General features: G+C 71.4%; 20 protein-coding genes. 18 read left to right on the top strand and 2 right to left on the bottom strand.

Features of this window, described 5'->3' with window-relative positions; all coding sequences use genetic code 11:
• Positions 1-26: 26 nt before the first annotated feature.
• Complete coding sequence (locus ACIBG6_RS13720; RefSeq protein ID WP_399222794.1) at positions 27-680, bottom strand: bifunctional DNA primase/polymerase; 654 nt, start codon at positions 678-680, stop codon at positions 27-29.
• A 428-nt stretch (positions 681-1108) separates the two neighbouring features.
• Between ACIBG6_RS13720 and ACIBG6_RS13715 the strand changes: the two genes are divergently transcribed.
• The 6 genes from ACIBG6_RS13715 to ftsH all read left to right on the top strand — a co-directional run bounded on the left by ACIBG6_RS13715 (position 1109) and on the right by ftsH (position 10860).
• Positions 1109-2584, top strand: a complete 1476-nt coding sequence (locus ACIBG6_RS13715) for a hypothetical protein (RefSeq protein ID WP_399223349.1) — start codon at positions 1109-1111, stop codon at positions 2582-2584.
• 343 nt (positions 2585-2927) lie between these two features.
• A complete protein-coding gene (locus tag ACIBG6_RS13710; RefSeq protein ID WP_329620966.1) occupies positions 2928-4274 on the top strand; it encodes an ammonium transporter in 1347 nt (448 codons plus the stop codon).
• On the top strand, positions 4271-4609 hold the full coding sequence (locus ACIBG6_RS13705) for a P-II family nitrogen regulator (RefSeq protein WP_015036464.1): 339 nt from the start codon (positions 4271-4273) through the stop codon (positions 4607-4609). The genes ACIBG6_RS13710 and ACIBG6_RS13705 overlap by 4 nt, the downstream gene beginning before the upstream one ends.
• A gap of 20 nt (positions 4610-4629) precedes the next feature.
• Positions 4630-7119 carry a [protein-PII] uridylyltransferase gene (locus ACIBG6_RS13700; protein WP_399222793.1) on the top strand — a complete coding sequence of 830 codons (2490 nt, stop codon included), beginning with the start codon at positions 4630-4632 and terminating at the stop codon, positions 7117-7119.
• A 120-nt stretch (positions 7120-7239) separates the two neighbouring features.
• Positions 7240-8793 carry a signal recognition particle protein gene (gene ffh / locus ACIBG6_RS13695; protein WP_399222792.1) on the top strand — a complete coding sequence of 518 codons (1554 nt, stop codon included), beginning with the start codon at positions 7240-7242 and terminating at the stop codon, positions 8791-8793.
• A 132-nt stretch (positions 8794-8925) separates the two neighbouring features.
• Positions 8926-10860 (top strand): ATP-dependent zinc metalloprotease FtsH, encoded by a 1935-nt coding sequence (gene ftsH, locus ACIBG6_RS13690; RefSeq protein ID WP_399222791.1) that lies wholly within the window; start codon positions 8926-8928, stop codon positions 10858-10860.
• 15 nt (positions 10861-10875) lie between these two features.
• On the opposite strand, the gene ACIBG6_RS13685 is transcribed toward ftsH, so the two are convergent.
• Complete coding sequence (locus tag ACIBG6_RS13685; protein WP_399222790.1) at positions 10876-11613, bottom strand: class I SAM-dependent methyltransferase; 738 nt, start codon at positions 11611-11613, stop codon at positions 10876-10878.
• Positions 11614-12002: 389 nt separating this feature from the next.
• Here ACIBG6_RS13685 and ACIBG6_RS13680 point away from each other — a divergent pair, with 389 nt between their 5' ends.
• The 12 genes from ACIBG6_RS13680 to ACIBG6_RS13625 all read left to right on the top strand — a co-directional run bounded on the left by ACIBG6_RS13680 (position 12003) and on the right by ACIBG6_RS13625 (position 19942).
• Entirely contained in the window at positions 12003-12596 is a 594-nt protein-coding gene (locus ACIBG6_RS13680; RefSeq protein ID WP_030551033.1) for a hypothetical protein, read from the top strand.
• A gap of 178 nt (positions 12597-12774) precedes the next feature.
• Positions 12775-13218, top strand: a complete 444-nt coding sequence (rpsP, locus tag ACIBG6_RS13675) for a 30S ribosomal protein S16 (RefSeq protein ID WP_317602091.1) — start codon at positions 12775-12777, stop codon at positions 13216-13218.
• Positions 13219-13220: 2 nt separating this feature from the next.
• Positions 13221-13460, top strand: coding sequence for an RNA-binding protein (locus tag ACIBG6_RS13670; protein ID WP_030206382.1), 240 nt, complete (start codon positions 13221-13223; stop codon positions 13458-13460).
• Positions 13461-13576: 116 nt separating this feature from the next.
• Positions 13577-14143: a ribosome maturation factor RimM gene (rimM, locus tag ACIBG6_RS13665; RefSeq protein ID WP_399222789.1), complete on the top strand. Its 567-nt coding sequence runs from the start codon at positions 13577-13579 to the stop codon at positions 14141-14143.
• Positions 14140-14961, top strand: a complete 822-nt coding sequence (gene trmD, locus ACIBG6_RS13660) for a tRNA (guanosine(37)-N1)-methyltransferase TrmD (RefSeq protein ID WP_399222788.1) — start codon at positions 14140-14142, stop codon at positions 14959-14961. The genes rimM and trmD overlap by 4 nt, the downstream gene beginning before the upstream one ends.
• Before the next feature lie 127 nt (positions 14962-15088).
• The gene (gene rplS, locus ACIBG6_RS13655) at positions 15089-15439 is read left to right on the top strand and encodes a 50S ribosomal protein L19 (protein WP_189510914.1); all 351 of its coding nucleotides are present in this window, start codon (positions 15089-15091) and stop codon (positions 15437-15439) included.
• A gap of 68 nt (positions 15440-15507) precedes the next feature.
• Positions 15508-16263 (top strand): signal peptidase I, encoded by a 756-nt coding sequence (lepB, locus tag ACIBG6_RS13650; RefSeq protein WP_399222787.1) that lies wholly within the window; start codon positions 15508-15510, stop codon positions 16261-16263.
• Entirely contained in the window at positions 16256-17206 is a 951-nt protein-coding gene (gene lepB, locus ACIBG6_RS13645) for a signal peptidase I (protein WP_399222786.1), read from the top strand. The genes lepB (ACIBG6_RS13650) and lepB (ACIBG6_RS13645) overlap by 8 nt, the downstream gene beginning before the upstream one ends.
• Positions 17207-17273: 67 nt before the next feature.
• Positions 17274-18128, top strand: coding sequence for a signal peptidase I (gene lepB / locus ACIBG6_RS13640; RefSeq protein ID WP_399223348.1), 855 nt, complete (start codon positions 17274-17276; stop codon positions 18126-18128).
• Between the two features lie 53 nt (positions 18129-18181).
• The gene (gene lepB, locus ACIBG6_RS13635; protein ID WP_399222785.1) at positions 18182-19006 is read left to right on the top strand and encodes a signal peptidase I; all 825 of its coding nucleotides are present in this window, start codon (positions 18182-18184) and stop codon (positions 19004-19006) included.
• On the top strand, positions 19003-19578 hold the full coding sequence (locus tag ACIBG6_RS13630) for an NUDIX hydrolase (protein ID WP_399222784.1): 576 nt from the start codon (positions 19003-19005) through the stop codon (positions 19576-19578). The genes lepB (ACIBG6_RS13635) and ACIBG6_RS13630 overlap by 4 nt, the downstream gene beginning before the upstream one ends.
• Positions 19579-19633: 55 nt before the next feature.
• Complete coding sequence (locus ACIBG6_RS13625) at positions 19634-19942, top strand: DUF2469 domain-containing protein (RefSeq protein ID WP_005311352.1); 309 nt, start codon at positions 19634-19636, stop codon at positions 19940-19942.
• Positions 19943-19975 lie beyond the last annotated feature (33 nt).

Genomic DNA, 19975 nt, shown 5'->3' with positions numbered 1-19975 from the left:
GGGGGCCCTCACGCATGTACGGGCGGCTAGAACCGGGTCCGGTGACAGATGTACGCCAGCGTCCCGAGCAGCAGCCGCGCCTCCGGCGGCGCACCCGCCGTGTCCAGCGTCGGCGGCCGCAGCCAGCGCACCGGCCCGAGCCCGCCCAGATCCGACGGGGGAGCGGTGATGTGGGCGCCGGGCCCCAGACAGTGCAGGTCCAGATCGGCGTCGTCCCAGCCCATCCGGTACAGCAGCTGCGGCAGCTCGGCCGCCGCGCCCGGCGCCACGAAGAACCGCGCCCGGCCGGTCGGGGTCGCGCACACCGGGCCCAGCGGCAGCCCCATGCGCTCCAGCCGGACGAGCGCCCGGCGGCCCGCAGCCTCCGCGACCTCGATGACGTCGAAGGCCCGGCCCACGGGAAGCATCAGCGCCGCGCCCGGGTACTCCGCCCAGGCCTTCGTCGCGTCGTCGAGACCGGCGCCCGCCGGCACCGGTTCGGCGAAGGAGAGCGGATGCGCCCCCGGAGCCGTACACGCCGGATCCCCGCAGGAGCACTGGCCGGAGGCCGCGCGTGCCCCGGGGGCCACGTCCCAGCCCCACAGTCCTGTGTACTCGGCCACCGCTGTGCACTCCGTGGTGCGCACGCGGCGGCGCGCGCCGGACCGCATCTCACGAATGCCGCCGATCGTGAAGCCCATGCCCCCTCCAACGGGTCGAACGCGCCGGTGGTTACGACCCGGAGCGTCGTCGTCACCTTTGGTCACGGTCCGTCGCCGTTTGTGGCGTGCGGTCGTGCGCGGGGTGGTGCGGGCCGCCGCGCGCGCCTCTCCGCGCATCCGTCCGCCGACTCCGGGTTCGTCGCATGTCAAGTGAATCGCGTCCGGCGCGTGGCGAGTTCATTCGAAGGGGTGGCGAATGGTGGCGTTTCTTGAATCGCCCTCACGGGAGGGGTGATCGTAGGGTTACTTTCGGTACTCGAACCCCGGGGCCGCTTGCGCGCACGGGTATGCCGGAGGCAACCCGGTTTCCAGTTCGAAGGAGTGAGAACCCCGGACGAGCGGCCGTGCGAGGCGGCATTCTGATAGGGGTTCGCATGACAGGCAATCAGGTGGATGGGGGCGTTCCAGTGGGCGGCAACGGCGCAGACGGTACGACTGCCGGCAAGCGCCCGAACGAGCAGCTGGGCTCGTGGTTCGTGCGCAGCGGCTGGTCCAAGGGCGAACTGGCACGGCAAGTGAACCGCAGGGCACGCCAGATGGGCGCGCACCACATCTCGACGGACACCTCGCGCGTCCGCCGCTGGCTCGACGGCGAGCAGCCCCGCGAGCCCATCCCGCGGATCCTCTCCGAGCTGTTCTCCGAGCGCTTCGGCTCCGTCGTGGCCGTCGAGGACCTCGGTCTGCGCACCGCCCACCAGTCCCCGTCCGTCTCCGGAGTGGACCTGCCCTGGGCCGGACCCCAGACCGTCGCCCTGCTCAGCGAGTTCTCCCGCAGCGACCTCATGCTCGCCCGGCGCGGATTCCTCGGCTCCTCGCTCTCGCTCGCCGCGGGACCCGCCCTCATCGAGCCGATGCAGCGCTGGCTCGTCCCCACCCCGGTCACCGACATCGAGCGCCCCGAGTCCCTCGCCGACAGCCGCCGCCCCAACCGGCTCTCCGACATCGAGCTCGACCTCCTCGAATCCACCACCGCCATGTTCCGCAAGTGGGACGCCCAGTGCGGCGGGGGACTGCGCCGCAAGGCCGTCGTCGGACAGCTCCACGAGGTCACCGACCTCCTCCAGGAGCCCCAGCCCGCCGCCACCGCCCGACGCCTCTTCACCTGCGCCGCCGAACTCGCCGAACTCGCCGGCTGGATGAGCTACGACGTGGGCCTCCAGCCCACCGCCCAGAAGTACTTCGTGCTCGCGCTGCACGCCGCCAAGGAGGCCGGGGACAAGCCCCTCGGGTCGTACATCCTGTCCTCCATGAGCCGCCAGATGATCCACCTCGGTCGGCCCGACGACGCCCTCGAACTCATCCACCTCGCCCAGTACGGCAGTCGCGACTGCGCCACCGCCCGCACCCAGGCCATGCTGTATGCGATGGAGGCCCGCGCCTACGCCAACATGGGCCAGCCCTCCAAGTGCAAGCGGGCCGTCCGGATGGCCGAGGACACCTTCGCCGACGTCGGTCTCGACGGCGAGCCCGAGCCCGACTGGATCGGCTTCTTCTCCGAGGCCGAGCTCAACGGAGAGAACTCCCACTCCTACCGCGACCTCGCCTACGTCGCGGGCCGCTCACCGACCTACGCGTCCCTCGCCGAACCCGTCATGGAGCGGGCCGTCGAGCTCTTCGAGAAGGACCCCGACCACCAGCGGTCGTACGCACTCAACCTGATCGGCATGGCCACCGTCCACCTCCTCAAGCGTGAGCCCGAGCAGTCCGTCGTCCTCGCCGAGAAGGCCCTCGGCGTCGCCCGGAGCATCCGCTCCGAGCGCGTCAACACCCGGCTCCGCAAGACCGTCGACCACGCCGCCCGCAACTACAGCGACGTCGCCGAGGTCGTCCAGCTCACCGACCGGCTCACCCAGCTCCTGCCCGAGGCCGCCGAAGCGGTCTGACGGCCCCAGGACGGTCCCCCAAGACCCCGGCCGCGCCGGACGTCCCGTACTGCCCGACTCGGCTCCCCCGCCGCAAGGTCACACGGACGCCGACGCGGCCGGTTTGGTGTTCCGGGGGGTGTCCCGCGCGGGATCTCGGGAGGGTACGCCCGGCACCCACCCGTGATCCGGCCGTTCACGGCCGCGTAACACGCCCCACCCCTTCGTCACCGGTGCGAAACATCGTGCGGCATCGGCGGAAACCGCGCTGCGCGAATCTCTGGCCCATAACCGGCCACCCTCACGGCCGCCGCTCTCTCCGGCCCCGCCCCGCACAGGCCGTACCGACGACGAGGAGACGCCGATGGCACCAGCCATCACGACCCTGGCCGCAGACGCCCCCGAGCTGTCTGCAGCCAACACCGGGTTCATGCTCATCTGCTCCGCCCTGGTCATGCTGATGACCCCGGCTCTCGCCTTCTTCTACGGAGGCATGGTCCGCGTCAAGTCCACCCTCAACATGCTGATGATGAGCTTCATCAGCCTGGGGATCGTCACGATCCTCTGGGTGCTCTACGGCTTCAGCCTCGCCTTCGGCACCGACTCCGGATCGATCATCGGCTGGTCCTCCGAGTACGTCGGCCTCAGCGGCATCGGCGTCACCGAGCTCTGGGACGGCTACACCATCCCGGTGTACGTCTTCGCCGTCTTCCAGCTGATGTTCGCGATCCTCACGCCCGCCCTGATCAGCGGCGCCCTCGCCGACCGCGTCAAGTTCACCGCCTGGGCCCTCTTCATCACCCTCTGGGTCACCGTCGTCTACTTCCCCGTCGCCCACTGGGTCTGGGGCTCCGGCGGCTGGCTCTTCGAGATGGGCGTCATCGACTTCGCCGGTGGCACCGCCGTCCACATCAACGCCGGTGCCGCGGCCCTCGGCGTGATCCTCGTCATCGGCAAGCGCGTCGGCTTCAAGAAGGACCCGATGCGCCCGCACAGCCTCCCGCTGGTCATGCTGGGCGCCGGTCTCCTCTGGTTCGGCTGGTTCGGCTTCAACGCCGGCTCCTGGCTCGGCAACGACGACGGCGTCGGCGCCGTGATGTTCGTCAACACCCAGGTGGCCACCGCCGCCGCCATGCTCGCCTGGCTCGCGTACGAGAAGATCCGCCACGGCTCCTTCACCACCCTCGGTGCCGCCTCCGGTGCCGTCGCCGGCCTCGTCGCCATCACCCCGGCGGGCGGCGCCGTCAGCCCGCTCGGCGCGATCGCCGTCGGCGCCATCGCCGGTCTCCTCTGCGCCATGGCCGTCGGCCTCAAGTACAAGTTCGGCTACGACGACTCCCTCGACGTCATCGGCGTCCACCTCGTCGGCGGTGTCATCGGCTCCCTCCTCGTCGGCCTCTTCGCCACCGGCGGCGTCCAGTCCGACGTCAAGGGCCTCTTCTACGGCGGCGGACTCGACCAGCTCGGCAAGCAGGCCGTCGGAGTCTTCGCCGTCCTCGCCTACTCTCTGATCGCCTCCGCCGTCCTCGCCCTGATCATCGACAAGACGATGGGGATGCGGGTCAGCGAGGACGACGAGGTCTCCGGCATCGACCAGGTCGAGCACGCCGAGACCGCGTACGACTTCAGCGGAGCCGGCGGCGGCGCGTCCTCGCGCTCCACCGCCGCCCCCGCCCCGGCCGTCACGGAGAACAAGAAGGTGGACGCATGAAGCTCATCACCGCGGTCGTCAAGCCGCACCGGCTCGACGAGATCAAGGAGGCCCTCCAGGCCTTCGGCGTCCACGGCCTCACCGTCACCGAGGCCAGCGGATACGGACGCCAGCGCGGCCACACCGAGGTCTACCGCGGCGCCGAGTACACCGTCGACCTCGTCCCCAAGATCCGCATCGAGGTCCTCGTCGAGGACGAGGACGCCGAACAGCTCATCGACGTCGTCGTGAAGGCCGCCCGAACCGGCAAGATCGGAGACGGCAAGGTGTGGAGCGTGCCGGTCGAGACCGCCGTACGGGTCCGCACCGGCGAACGCGGTCCGGACGCACTGTAAGCACACGAAGGAGCCGCCGGGTGACGAGCCTCGAAGCGCGTACGCAGAACGAAGATTCGGGACCCGGCGGTTACGCGGCGGCCCGGCTGCTCCTCCTCCACGAGAAGGAGCGGTCCGGGCCGCCGCGCCGTGCCGCCCTCGCCCGGCTCACCGACGACTGGCTGGCCGCGCTCTTCGCCGCCGCCGCACCACCCCGCGGCACCGCCCTCGTCGCCGTCGGCGGCTACGGGCGCGGCGAACTCTCCCCCCGCAGCGACCTCGACCTCCTCCTGCTCCACGACGGCAGCGCCGACAAGGCCGCCGTCGCCGCCCTCGCCGACCGGATCTGGTACCCCGTCTGGGACCTGGGCATGGCCCTCGACCACTCCGTCCGCACCCCCGCCGAGGCCCGCACCACCGCCGGCGAGGACCTCAAGGTCCAGCTCGGCCTCCTCGACGCCCGGCACGTCGCCGGGGACACCGGCCTCGTCGCCGCCCTCCGCACCACCGTCCTCGCCGACTGGCGCAACCAGGCACCCAAGCGCCTCCCCGAACTCGACGAACTCTGCCGCGAGCGCGCCGACCGCATGGGGGAGCTCCAGTTCCTCCTCGAACCCGACCTCAAGGAGGCGCGGGGCGGACTGCGCGACGCCCAGGTGCTCCGCGCGGTCGCCGCCTCCTGGCTCGCCGACGCCCCCCGCGAAGGCCTCGACGCCGCCCGCCGCCGCCTCCTCGACGCCCGTGACGCCCTGCACCTCGCGACCGGCCGGGCCACCGACCGGCTCGCCCTCCAGGAACAGGACGCGGTGGCCCGGGAACTCGGCCTCCTCGACGCCGACACCCTGCTCCGCGAGGTGTACGAGGCCGCGCGGATCATCTCGTACGCCACCGACGTCACCTGGCGCGAGGTCAACCGCGTCCTCAAGGCCCGCTCGGCACGGCCCCGGCTGCGCGCCCTCCTCGGCGGACGCGCCGGCGGCGGCAGGGCGGCCGGCCGGACCGGCGCCGGACGGGTGGGTGGCCCGAAGGCGCCCGTCGAGCGCACGCCCCTCGCCGAAGGCGTCGTCGAGATGGACGGCGAGGTCGTCCTCGCCCTCTCCGCCAAACCCGACCGCGACCCCGTCCTCCCGCTGCGGGCCGCCGCGGCCGCCGCCCAGTCCGGCCTGCCGATCTCCCTGCACGCCGTACGCCGCCTCGCGGCCGCCGCCAAACCCCTGCCCGTACCGTGGCCCGCCGAGGCCCGCGAGGAGCTCGTCACGCTCCTCGGCGCGGGGGAGGCGACCGTGCCCGTCTGGGAGGCCCTGGAGGCCGAAGGGCTGATCACCCGGCTGCTCCCCGACTGGGAGCGCGTGCGGTGCCGCCCCCAGCGCAACCCCGTCCACACCTGGACCGTCGACCGGCACCTCGTCGAGACCGCCGCACGCGCCGCCTCCCTCACCCGCCGCGTCGGCCGCCCCGACCTCCTCCTCGTCGCCGCCCTCCTCCACGACATCGGCAAGGGCTGGCCCGGCGACCACTCCGTCGCCGGCGAGACCATCGCCCGCGACCTCGCCACCCGCATCGGCTTCGACCGCACCGACACCGGCATCATCGCCACCGCCGTCCGCCACCACCTCCTCCTCGTCGAGACCGCCACCCGACGCGACCTCGACGACCCCGCCACCGTCCAGTCCGTCGCCGACGCCGTCGGCACCCTCGGCACGCTGGAACTGCTGCACGCCCTCACCGAGGCCGACGCGCTCGCCACCGGCCCCGCCGCCTGGTCCTCCTGGCGCGCGTCGCTCGTCGCCGACCTGGTCAAACGGGTCGCCGGCGTCCTCGCGGGCGAGCCCCTCCCCGACCCCGAGGCCGCCGCCCCCAGCGCCGAACAGGAACGCCTCGCGATCGAGGCCCTGCGCACCGGCGAACCCGTCCTCACCCTCCACACCGAACCGGTCGTGACGGAACCCGAGGAACCCGAACCCGTCGGCGTCGAACTCCTCATCGCGCTGCCCGAGCAGCCCGGCGTCCTCCCCGCCGTCGCCGGCGTCCTCGCCCTCCACCGGCTCACCGTCCGCGCCGCCGACCTCCGCGCCGTCGAACTCCCCACCGGGATCGGCGCCGGCGCCGTTCTCGTACTGGACTGGCGCGTCGCCGCCGAGTACGGCTCCCTGCCCGAGGCCGCCCGCCTCCGCGCCGACCTCGTCCGCGCCCTCGACGGCTCCCTCGACATCCCCGCCCGCCTCGCCGAACGCGAGGCCGCCTACCCGCGCCGACGCGGCCTCACCGCCCCGCCGCCCCGCGTCACCGTCGCCGCCGCCCAGTCCCGGCTCGCCACCGTCATCGAGGTCCGCGCCCAGGACGCCCCGGGCCTCCTCCACCGCATCGGCCGCGCCCTGGAAGGCGCCGAGGTCCGCGTACGCAGCGCCCATGTCTCCACCCTGGGCGCGAACGCCGTCGACACCCTGTACGTGACCCGCCCCGACGGCTCCCTCCTCCCCGACGAGGAGGCCGTGGACCTGGCCCGCGCCCTGGAGTCGGCGCTGCGCTGACCCCCCGAACCGACCCGCTCCCGCCCACCGGATCCGGTGGGCGGGAGCACATCCTCCGAGCGGCCCGATACCCTGGAGGGCAATCCGACCGCCCCCGACACCTGAGGATCCGCGACCGCCGTGTTCGATACCCTCTCCGACCGCCTTGCAGCGACCTTCAAGAACCTCCGCGGCAAGGGCCGTCTGTCCGAGGCGGACATCGACGCCACCGCGCGCGAGATCCGTATCGCGCTGCTCGAAGCGGATGTCGCCCTGCCGGTCGTCCGGTCCTTCATCAAGCAGGTCAAGGAGCGCGCCCTCGGGCTCGAGGTCTCGCAGGCCCTGAACCCGGCCCAGCAGGTCATCAAGATCGTCAACGAGGAGCTCATCGCCATCCTCGGCGGCGAGACCCGGCGCCTGCGGTTCGCGAAGACCGCGCCGACCGTGATCATGCTCGCCGGTCTCCAGGGTGCCGGTAAGACCACCCTCGCGGGAAAGCTCGGCGTCTGGCTCAAGAGCCAGGGCCACTCCCCGCTGCTCGTCGCCTGTGACCTCCAGCGCCCCAACGCCGTCACCCAGCTCGGCGTCGTCGCCGAGCGCGCGGGCGTGGCGTTCTACGGCCCGCAGCCGGGCAACGGCGTCGGCGACCCGGTCCAGGTCGCCAAGGACTCCATCGAGTTCGCGCGGACCAAGATGTACGACGTCGTCATCGTCGACACCGCCGGCCGCCTCGGCATCGACCAGGAGCTGATGCAGCAGGCCGCGGACATCCGCGACGCCGTCAGCCCCGACGAGGTCCTCTTCGTCGTCGACGCCATGATCGGCCAGGACGCGGTCAACACCGCCGAGGCCTTCCGCGACGGCGTCGGCTTCGACGGCGTCGTGCTCTCCAAGCTCGACGGCGACGCCCGCGGTGGTGCCGCGCTCTCCATCGCGCACGTCACCGGCAAGCAGATCATGTTCGCCTCCAACGGCGAGAAGCTCGACGACTTCGACGCGTTCCACCCGGACCGCATGGCGTCGCGCATCCTCGGCATGGGCGACATGCTCTCCCTCATCGAGAAGGCCCAGCAGACCTTCGACGAGGACGAGGCCGCCAAGATGGCCTCGAAGCTCGCGTCGAAGAAGGGCCAGGACTTCACGCTCGACGACTTCCTGGCGCAGATGGAGCAGGTCCGCAAGATGGGCTCCATCTCGAAGCTGCTCGGGATGCTGCCCGGCATGGGCCAGATGAAGGAGCAGATCGCCAACATCGACGAGCGGGACGTCGACCGCACGGCCGCCATCATCAAGTCGATGACGCCGGGCGAGCGCCACGACCCGACCATCATCAACGGCTCGCGCCGCGCCCGTATCGCCAAGGGCTCGGGCGTCGAGGTCAGCGCGGTGAAGGGCCTGGTCGAGCGGTTCTTCGAGGCCCGCAAGATGATGTCCCGCATGGCCCAGGGCGGCGGCATGCCGGGGATGCCCGGCATGCCCGGCATGGGTGGCGGCCCCGGCCGGCAGAAGAAGCAGGTCAAGCAGGCCAAGGGCAAGCGCAAGAGCGGCAACCCGATGAAGCGGAAGGCCGAGGAGCAGGCCGAGGCCGAGCGCCGCGAGCAGGCGCAGCAGGGCGGCGCCTTCGGCCTCCCGGCGGCGGGCCAGAGCCCGAAGGACTTCGAGCTCCCGGACGAGTTCAAGAAGTTCATGGGCTGAGCGAAGCCATGAAAGGGGCCCGGGGCGGTGTGAAACCGCCCCGGGCCCCTTTTCACTCCTCCGGCCCGCCCGCGATGCCGGGTTTGCCCCGTTCTTCGATACTGGGGCCACTGCCGCCCCGAGGAGAGTCACGTGGCCAACCCCGTACCCCCGCGCGACCGGACCGATCAGCCCTGGCGCTCGGAAGGGGCCCCGCCGCCCCCGCCGGCGAAGCGGAAGAAGATGCCGGGCGGCTGGGGCGGGCTCATCCTCACCGCACTCGTCGTCTACCTGCTCGCCAACCTCGTCCTGTCGTTCTTCAACGAGGGCGACGGCCCGACGATCTCGTACACCGAGTTCGACAAGCAGGTCGCCGCCGGGAACGTCACGAAGATCTACTCCAAGGGCGACGCGATCCAGGGGCAGCTGAAGGAGAAGCGGCCCGTCCCCGACGGCGAGGGCGACTACACCAAGTTCACCACCCAGCGGCCCGCCTTCGCCGACGACGACCTGTGGGCGCAGCTGACCAAGCAGAACGTCACCGTCACCGCCGAACCCGTCGTCAAGGAACGCAGCTTCCTCGCCAACCTCCTCATCTCGCTCGCCCCGATGCTGCTGCTCGTCGTGCTGTGGGTGTTCATCGCCCGCCGGATGGGCTCCGGCATGGGCGGCGCGGGCGGCATGCTCGGCCGCAAGACCCCGCCCAAGCCCGTCGAACTGGAGGGCGGCAAGCGCACCACGTTCGCGGACGTCGCCGGCATCGACGAGGTCGAGGGTGAGCTCAATGACGTCGTCGACTTCCTGAAGAACCCCGACGCCTACCGCGAGATGGGCGCCAAGATGCCCCGCGGCGTCCTCCTCGCCGGCCCTCCCGGCACCGGTAAGACCCTCCTCGCGCGAGCCGTCGCCGGCGAGGCCGGCGTGCCCTTCTTCTCCGCCTCCGCCTCCGAGTTCATCGAGATGATCGTGGGCGTGGGCGCCTCCCGGGTACGGGAACTCTTCGCCGAGGCCCGCAAGGTCGCCCCGGCGATCATCTTCATCGACGAGATCGACACCATCGGCCGCGCCCGGGGCGGCGGTTCGGGCATGGGCGGCCACGACGAGCGCGAGCAGACCCTCAACCAGATCCTCACCGAGATGGACGGCTTCACCGGCTCCGAGGGCGTCATCGTCCTCGCCGCCACCAACCGCGCCGACGTCCTCGACCCGGCCCTCACCCGGCCGGGCCGCTTCGACCGGATCGTCCACGTCAACCCGCCCGACCGGGGCGGACGCGAGGCCATCCTGAGGATCCACACCCGGGAGATCCCCCTCGCCAAGGACGTCGACCTGGAGCACGTGGCCAAGACGACCCCGGGCATGACCGGCGCCGAACTCGCCAACCTCGCCAACGAGGCCGCCCTCCTCGCGGTCAAGCGCGAGCAGAAGGCCGTCACCCGGTCCGACCTCTCCGACGCCCTGGAGAAGGTCCAGCTCGGCGCCGAACGGCCCCTGGTGATGCCGGAGGAGGAGCGGCGCCGCACCGCGTACCACGAGAGCGGGCACGCCCTGCTCGGCATGCTCCAGCCCGGCGCCGACCCGGTCCGCAAGATCACCATCGTGCCGCGCGGCCGTGCCCTCGGCGTCACCCTGTCGACCCCCGAAGCCGACAGGTACGCCTACACGGAGGACTACCTCCGCGGCCGGATCATCGGCGCCCTCGGCGGCATGGCGGCCGAGCAGGTCGTCTTCGGCGTCGTCACGACCGGCGCCGAGAGCGACCTGGAACAGGTCACCGGCATCGCCCGGGGCATGGCCGGCCGCTGGGGCATGAGCGAGCGCGTCGGCCGCCTCACCGCCATCCCGAGCGACGCCCAGCAGGCGTACGGCCTCTCCGCCGCCCCCTCGACCCTCGACACCGTCGACGCCGAGACGCGCCGCATCGTCGACGAGTGCTACGAGAGCGCCGTACGGCAGCTCCGTGACCACCGCCCCCAGCTGGACGCCCTGGCCGCCGCCCTCCTCGCGAACGAGACTCTGGAGGAGGACGCGGCCTACCGCGCGGCCGGCGTCACCCGCGCCGGCAAGGAGGACGGGCCCGGCGTCTGACCCCGCCGCGAGGCCTCACCGCACGCGGGCGAGCACGTACCGGAAGACGTTCGGCATCCACACCGTCCCGTCCGCCCGGACGTACGGGGCGAGCGCCTCCTCGATCTCCTTCTCCACCTGCGACGGCTCGGTCGCCCGCACGGCCTCGTCGAACGCGCCCGTCGACAGCAGGCCGCGCACGGCACTGGCCCCGTCCGCGTACCCGAAGGGGCACGCGACCCGCCCCGCGCCGGCCGGCCGGAGCCCCGCCCCGGCCACCAGACCGTCCAGATCGGCCCGCACCGACGGCGCCCGGTCCGCGAGCCGGTCCGCGACCCGCAGCACCGGCTCCGTGGCGCACCGCTCCGGCGGCCCCCACCCCGCGAGAACGACCACCGCGTCCGATTGCGCCATACGGGTGAGGGCCGTGAGCTCGGGGAGCAGCCCGGCCGTCGCGTGGAACGCGGTGATCACGTCGTACGGGCCGTCGTCCGCCGGTACGTCCGCCGCATCCTCCGCGACCACCACGTCCTCCGGGAGACGCTCCCTGGCCAGCTCCACGCGCGCGTGGTCCCGGTCCACGCCGACCACCCGCGCGCCCCGCGCCGCCGCCATCAGCAGGGCCAGGCCGGTGCCCGAGCCGAGGCCGAGCAGCCGGGACCGCGCACCCACGCCGACGCGGTCGTACACCGCCTCGTAGAGCGGGACGAGCATGCGTTCCTGGATCTCGGCCCAGTCACGCGCGGGGTGGTGCGGGACGAGCGTAGGTGTCATGGAAAGAGCCCCAATCCGTTCCTGGACGACAGCCCCCCGTAGTCAGGGAACTGCGCAACACCGGCCGCGTCCAGTGCTCGCGCCGCACCGATTCGCCCGGGGGAGGGGCGGTGCGCGCCCGCGCACGCCGACCCGGTAATGTCCCTGCAACGCTTCCCGCCCCCGTCCCGGGACGTTTCGGGAGCCCCTCGCGGGGGCGCGCGCACCCCGGCTACGCGCCGGGGCGTATGCGTCACTACGCACCGGCTTGACGCTCCCTGCGCGGCTTCTCCGCAGATCGGCGCACTGGCCCTCGTCAGGACGCATCAACGGCAACTGACGGGTAAGTGCAAAATATTTGGGATGCCCCGGAATGGAACCCGAGGGCGCATCGGCTCGTTGTACACGACGTGAGCACGACACCACCTGTTCTCGCCGCAGAGCTGGCACAGGCGTGGGCCGACATTCAGCGGCACCACCCCGAGCTGCCCGATCTAGCCGCGCCCGAGTCCCTGATCGGAGAGTCCTCGTCCGCCTGCGGCGCCGAGCTCTCCTTCGAGCGACTGCTCCACGAGGCAGTCCACGGCATCGCCGCCGCCCGGGGGGTCCGCGACACCTCCCGCGCCGGCCGCTATCACAACCGCAGATTCCTCGCGATCGCCGAGGAGATGGGGCTCGACCACCCCGAGGAGCCACACGCGAGCAGCGGCTTCTCCCTGGTCACGCTCAACCCGGAGGCGCGGCGGCGATACCGCCCCACCATCGAGCGTCTCCAGCGGGCCCTCAAGGCCCACACCGTCGCGACCGCGGCCGACACGAAGCGCTCCTTCCGGGGACCGGCCGCCCGGCACGGCTCCTCCGGCGGCGGCGTCCGCGTCAAGGCCGTCTGCGACTGCGGGCGGAACGTCCGCGTGGTGCCGTCCGTGCTGGCCCAGGCCCCGATCGTCTGCGGCGGCTGCGGCAAGCCCTTCCGCATCCCGGAGACGGTGGGCGCCGCCGGCTGACCCTCAGGGGGTGCCTGAGGCACCCTCTCGGCGTGTGGCACAATGGACAGCTGTACTCGACAGTCGCATAGGACCCCTCTCTCCTCCGGCTGACGCGTCCATCGGGCATCCGAGTACCGCAACCCCACGTGGCATCTCAAAGTGCCCAACCACGTCAAGACCAGGAGACACCACTCCAGTGGCAGTCAAGATCAAGCTCAAGCGCCTCGGTAAGATCCGCCAGCCGCACTACCGCATCGTCGTCGCCGACTCCCGCACCCGCCGGGACGGTCGCGCGATCGAGGAGATCGGCCTCTACCACCCGACGTACAACCCGTCGCGTATCGAGGTCGACTCCGAGCGTGCGCAGTACTGGCTGTCCGTCGGCGCCCAGCCGACCGAGCCCGTCCTCGCCATCCTGAAGCTCACGGGTGACTGGCAGAAGGCCAAGGGCCTCCCGGCCCCCGAGAAGGCCCTGCTCGTCCCCGCGACGAAGGAGGCGAAGCGCGCCTCGTTCGACGAGTTCGCGAAGACCCTCGAGTCCGGCGACGACAAGGGTGAGGCCATCACCCAGAAGGCCAAGAAGGCCGACAAGAAGGCTGACGAGGCCGAGGCCGCGTCGACCGAGTCGACCGAGGCCTGAGCATGCTCGAGGAGGCTCTCGAGCACCTCGTGAAGGGCATCGTCGACAACCCCGACGATGTGCAGGTCGCCTCGCGCAACCTGCGCCGTGGCCGCGTGCTGGAGGTCCGGGTACACCCCGAAGACCTCGGCAAGGTGATCGGCCGCAACGGCCGCACCGCGCGTGCGCTGCGTACCGTCGTGGGCGCCATCGGCGGCCGTGGGATCCGAGTCGACCTCGTCGACGTGGACCAGGTCCGCTGAACAAGTCGGCCGCATCGGTTGAATGATGTGCCGGCACGGGCCGGGGAGGGCTTACGCCCACCCCGGCCCGTTGTCGTTTGTGTCGTACGAGCTGTGTGACAGGAGAGTGTGGAGCAGTGCAGTTGGTAGTCGCGCGGATCGGCCGCGCCCACGGCATCAAGGGCGAGGTCACCGTCGAGGTGCGGACCGACGAGCCCGAGCTCAGGCTCGGCCCCGGAGCCGTCCTGCTCACGGACCCGGCCTCCGCCGGGCCGCTGACCATCGAGTCCGGCAAGGTCCACAGCGGCAAGCTGTTGCTGCGCCTCGAGGGCGTCCGCGACCGCAACGCAGCCGAGGCCCTGCGCAACACCCTCCTCATCGCCGAGGTCGACCCCGAGGAGATGCCGGAGGAGGAGGACGAGTACTACGACCACCAGCTCATGGACCTCGACGTCGTCCTCGCCGACGGCACCGAGATCGGCCGGATCACCGAGATCTCCCACCTGCCGTCCCAGGACCTCTTCATCGTCGAGCGGCCCGACGGCACCGAGCTGATGATCCCCTTCGTGTCGTCGATCGTCACCGAGATCGACCTGGAGGAGCAGCGGGCCGTCATCGACCCGCCGCCCGGCCTGATCGACGACCGCGCCGTGATCGTCTCCTCCCGCGAGGACTCCGAGGGCTCCGAGGAGGCGGGGGAATGAGGCTCGACGTCGTCACGATCTTCCCCGAGTACCTCGAACCGCTGAACGTCTCCCTCGTGGGCAAGGCCCGCGCGCGGGGACAGCTCGACGTCCACGTCCACCACCTGCGCGACTGGACCTACGACCGGCACAACACGGTCGACGACACCCCGTACGGCGGCGGCCCCGGCATGGTCATGAAGACCGAGCCCTGGGGCGACGCGCTCGACGAGACGCTCGCCGACGGCTACGAGGCCGGCGCCCACGGCCCGGTCCTCGTCGTCCCGACCCCCAGCGGCCGGCCCTTCACCCAGGAACTGGCCGTCGAGCTCTCCGAGCGGCCCTGGCTGATCTTCACGCCGGCCCGCTACGAGGGCATCGACCGCCGCGTCATGGACGAGTACGCGACCCGGATGCCCGTCTACGAGGTCTCCATCGGCGACTACGTCCTCGCCGGCGGAGAGGCCGCCGTCCTCGTCGTCACCGAGGCCGTCGCCCGCCTGCTGCCCGGCGTCCTCGGCAACGCCGAGTCCCACCGCGACGACTCCTTCGCCCCCGGCGCCATGGCCAACCTCCTGGAGGGGCCCGTCTACACCAAGCCCCCCGAGTGGCGCGGCCGGGGCATCCCCGACGTCCTGCTCAGCGGGCACCACGGGAAGATCGCGCGCTGGCGGCGGGACGAGGCCTTCCGGCGCACGGTCGCCAACCGCCCCGACCTCATCGAGCGCTGTGATCCGGCCGCCTTCGACAAGAAGGACCGCGAGATCCTCTCGATGATGGGGTGGGCGCCCGAGCCCGGTGGCCGATTTTGGCGCAAGCTCCCCGACGTGGAAGAATAGGCCGCTGTCGTCCGTCCGGCGCGCGCCCCTGCCACAGGGGGAACGACGCCCGCCTGGGACGCACGGCACCCCAGACATCCGAACGTACCGCTGATGACCTGTGGCATCAGCGAGGAAAGAGACCTCCATGGCCTCCCTGCTCGACCAGGTCAACGCGGCTTCCATCCGCTCCGACCTCCCCGCCTTCCGCGCCGGTGACACCGTGAACGTCCACGTGCGCGTCATCGAAGGCAACCGCTCCCGTATCCAGCAGTTCAAGGGCGTCGTCATCCGCCGCCAGGGCGCGGGCGTCAGCGAGTCCTTCACGGTCCGCAAGGTCTCGTTCTCCGTCGGCGTCGAGCGCACCTTCCCGGTGAACAGCCCGATCTTCGAGAAGATCGAGCTCGTCACCCGCGGTGACGTCCGTCGCGCCAAGCTCTACTACCTGCGTGAGCTGCGCGGCAAGGCTGCCAAGATCAAGGAGAAGCGCGACCGCTGAGCCCCGGCTCACCGCTCACGCGACGCTTGAGGTCCTCGCACAGACGGGCCGGATAGGCTCTGTCCCCGATGGACACCGAAGCACAGCACACGGAGCGCGACCCCTCCACCGACACGGAGGACGGGTCGCGCTCCGCGCGCGTTTCCTGGCGGCGTACGGGCTTCCTCGGCGTCGCCTGCGTGCTCTTCCTGCTGCTCCTGAGCCACTTCGTGATCCAGCCGTTCCTGATCCCGAGCAGCTCGATGGAGCCGACGCTCCGGATCGGCGACCGGATCCTCGTGAACAAGCTGGCGTACCGTTTCGGCAGCGAGCCGCGCCGGGGCGACGTCGTCGTCTTCGACGGCACCGGATCCTTCGTACGGGAGGATCCCGACGGCAATCCGGTCAGCGGGCTCCTGCACGACGCCGCGGCCGCCCTCGGGTTCGCGGAACCCGACGAGACCGACTTCGTGAAGCGGGTCGTCGGCGTCGGCGGCGACCGGGTGGTCTGCTGCGACAAGGACGGCCGGCTCACCGTCAACGGCGTCCCCGTCGAGGAGCGGTACGTGATGTTCGGCGACCAGCCGTCCAGCGTCCCCTTCGACATCGTCGTCCCCGAGGGCACGCTCTGGGTGTTGGGGGACCACCGGAGCCAGTCCAGCGACTCCCGCGACCACCTCGGCAGCCCCGGCGGCGGCATGGTCCCCGTCGACAAGGTCGTCGGACGCGCCGACTGGATCGCCTGGCCCTTCGACCGCTGGTCCACCGTGCCCGGGACGGGCGCCTTCGACGCCGTACCCGCCCCGCCGGCAGGCGGGCACGGCACGGGCCGTCCCCATGGGTAGCCGCGGCCGTCCGCCGGGCGGTCCCGCACGCGGCCCCGCTCACGCCCCCGGTCCCGCGCCGCTGCCGGGACGGGCCGAGCGGCGCAGGCTCGCCCGCAAGGTCAAGCGCCGCCGGCAGCGCTCCGCGATCCGCGAGATCCCGATCCTCGTCACCGTCGCCGTGCTCATCGCGCTCGTCCTCAAGACGTTCCTGGTCCAGGCGTTCGTCATCCCCTCCGGCTCCATGGAGCAGACGATCCGCATCGACGACCGGGTCCTCGTCGACAAGCTCACCCCCTGGTTCGGCTCCCGGCCCCAGCGCGGCGACGTCGTCGTCTTCAAGGACCCCGGCAACTGGCTCCAGAAGGAGGCCGCTCCGGCCTCCGAGGACCCGATCGGCATCAAGCAGGTCAAGCAGGCCCTGACCTTCATCGGACTGCTGCCCTCGGCCGACGACCGCGACCTCATCAAGCGGGTCGTCGCCGTCGGAGGCGACACCGTCCGCTGCTGCGACAAGGACGGGCGGCTCACCGTCAACGGCGTACCCCTGGACGAGCCGTACCTGCACCCCGGGAACAAGCCGTCCACGATCCCCTTCGAGGTGAAGGTCCCGGAGGGCCGGATCTTCGTCCTCGGCGACCACCGCTCCAACTCGGCGGACTCCCGCTACCACCTCGACGAGAAGGACCACGGAACCGTCTCCGAGGAGCAGGTCGTGGGGCGCGCCGTCGTGATCGCCTGGCCCGTCGGGAACTGGCGGAGCCTGGAGGAGCGGGAGACGTTCGCCGCCGTACCGGACGGGCGTACGAGTTCCGAGCCCGCGCTCGGTCTGTCGCATAGTGTGGCCCCGCGCAATCTGAACGGATTGCCCGGGCTCCCGACCCCTGCGGAACTTCTGCTCGTTATGGGAGTGGTGGGCCTGTCCCTGTTCCGGGGCAGGCGATCGCACGGAGTGAGGAGTTGATGTGGGGGATTTGGCCGTCGACGCACGATCCGGACACGATGAGCCCGAGAAGAGGGCCGACGAGGCCATCGGCGACGACGTGACGGGTGACGATGTGACGGATGACGAGCGGGCGCACGACGACGACGGCGAGGCGCCGGGCGGGTCGGGCAGGAGCCCGAAGAAGCCGCGTTCCTTCTGGAAGGAACTGCCCCTCCTCATCGGCATCGCCCTGGTGCTCGCGCTCCTGATCAAGACCTTCCTGGTGCAGGCGTTCTCGATTCCCTCGGAATCGATGATGAACACCCTCCAGCGCGGTGACCGCGTCCTCGTCGACAAGCTCACCCCGTGGTTCGGCTCCGAGCCGGAGCGCGGCGAGGTCGTCGTCTTCCACGACCCGGGCGGCTGGCTGGAAGGCCAGACCACACCCGAGCCGAACGTCGTCCAGAAGTTCCTCAGCTTCATCGGCCTCATGCCGTCGGCCGAGGAGAAGGACCTCATCAAGCGGGTCATCGCGGTCGGCGGCGACACGGTCTCCTGCAAGGAGGGCGGCAAGGTCGTCCTCAACGGCAAGGCACTGGACGAGAGCGCGTACCTCTACCCCGGTTCCGTGCCCTGCCAGGACTCCTTCGGCCCGGTCAAGGTCCCCGAGGGCCGCATCTGGGTCATGGGCGACAACCGGCAGAACTCGCTGGACTCCCGCTTCCACCAGCAGCTCCCCGGCGCCGGCACCGTCGCGAACGACCTGGTCGTGGGCCGTGCCGTCGTGATCGCCTGGCCCGTCACCCGCTGGGCCACCCTCCCGGTGCCCGAGGTCTTCGACCAGCCCGGCCTCGACCAGGCCGTGGCAGCCGCCCCGCTGGGCGCGGCAGGTCTGGCCGGAGCGCTCCCGCTGGTGCTGTGGCGCCGGAAGAAGCGCACGGCAGGGCATACCGCCGAGTAGTGACCCGCGGGTAGATTGCCGTCCCGGACCGTCGACAGACCTCTGGGGTGCGCATGAGCGGAAACAGAAAAGCAGTGGGCGGCCACGGTCGCCTCGGCAGCGTGCTGTCGGGGCTGACCGTGGCCGTCGGCTGTGTGCTCTTCCTCGGAGGGTTCGCCTGGGGAGCGCTGGCCTACCAGCCGTACACCGTCCCCTCCGACTCCATGACCCCCACCATCGCCGTCGGCTCCCGGGTCCTCGCCGAGCGCATCGACGGCGACGAGGTGCGGCGCGGTGACGTCGTCGTCTTCACCGACGCCCTGTGGGGCTCCTCCCCGATGGTCAAGCGGGTCGTCGCGGTCGGGGGCGACACCGTCGCCTGCTGCGACCGGGACGGCAGGCTCACCGTCAACGGCGAGGCCGTCGACGAGCCCTACCTGCGCCCCGGGCCGGGCGGCGAGGTCGTCGCGTCCGGCCGGGAGTTCTCGGTGACCGTCCCCGAGGGGAACCTCTTCCTCCTCGGCGACGACCGCTACACCTCGCTCGACTCCCGCTCGCACATGGAGGAGGCCGGGCAGGGGTCCGTACCCCGCTCCTCGATCGTCGCCAGGGTCGATGCCGTCGCCTGGCCCGCCGAGGGCCTCCTGAAGCCCGCGACGGGCTTCGCCGCCCTGCCCGGCGGGATCTCGACGCCAGGGCCCTTCACGGCCCTCTTCGCCGCGATCGTGGCCGGAAGCGTACTGATCCTGGTGGGGGCCGCGTACGGGCCGGTGGCGCGACTCCTGACGCGGCGACCGGGCGGGACGGGCTCCGGGAAACGGCCCGGGCAGGGATCCGGGGCAGGATCCGGTACGGGATCTGGTCCGCGGCCGGGGGCGGGAGAGAAGGTGGGCACATGACGGACCCTGCTTCCTCCGCTTCCTCTGCTTCCCCCGCTTCCTCTGCTCCCCCCGCTCCCTCCGCTTCCTCCGCCGAGCCGAAGCCCGCCGTACGACAGGTGGCGAGGGTCGTGCTCCTCGACCCCGACGACCGCATCCTGCTCATGCACGGGTACGAACCGGACGACCCAGCCGACACCTGGTGGTTCACCCCCGGCGGAGGCCTGGAGGGCGACGAGACCCGGGCGGAGGCCGCGCTGCGCGAACTCGCCGAGGAGACCGGCATCACCGACGCCGAGCTCGGACCGGTCGTGTGGCAGCGGTACTGCTCCTTCCCCTTCGACGGGCGCCGCTGGGAACAGGACGAGTGGTACTACCTGGCCCGCGTCCCCCGGACCGGGACCGAACCCCGACCCCAGGCCCTCACGGAGCTGGAGACCCGCAGCCTCGCGGGCCTCAGATGGTGGACCTCCGCCGAACTGTCGGCGGCCCGTGAGACGGTGTACCCGACCAGACTCGCCGAGCTGCTGCGCACGCTGCTCGACGAGGGACCTCCGAGTGCACCGGTCGTTCTCGCCCCGGAAATCGTTTAGGGGTGCGGCCGGCTGGCGCACAATAGGTGGACGCACGGCTGAAGGGGAACATGCCATGAGCGCCGAGGACCTCGAGAAGTACGAGACCGAGATGGAGCTGAAGCTCTACCGGGAGTACCGCGACGTCGTCGGTCTGTTCAAATACGTGATCGAGACCGAGCGACGTTTCTATCTCACGAACGACTACGAGATGCAGGTGCACTCGGTGCAAGGTGAGGTCTTCTTCGAAGTCAGCATGGCTGATGCCTGGGTCTGGGACATGTACAGGCCGGCCAGGTTCGTCAAGCAGGTCCGCGTCCTCACATTCAAGGACGTGAACATCGAGGAGCTCAACAAGAGCGACCTCGAACTCCCCGGCAGCTGACTCACCCCTCAACCGCCGCTGAACCACCCCTGA

Source organism: Streptomyces sp. NPDC050842, from assembly GCF_044456565.1.
Classification (GTDB): domain Bacteria; phylum Actinomycetota; class Actinomycetes; order Streptomycetales; family Streptomycetaceae; genus Streptomyces.
The sequence above is the reverse complement of the archived record's forward strand: the minus strand, read 5'-3'. Positions and strand labels throughout refer to the sequence as shown.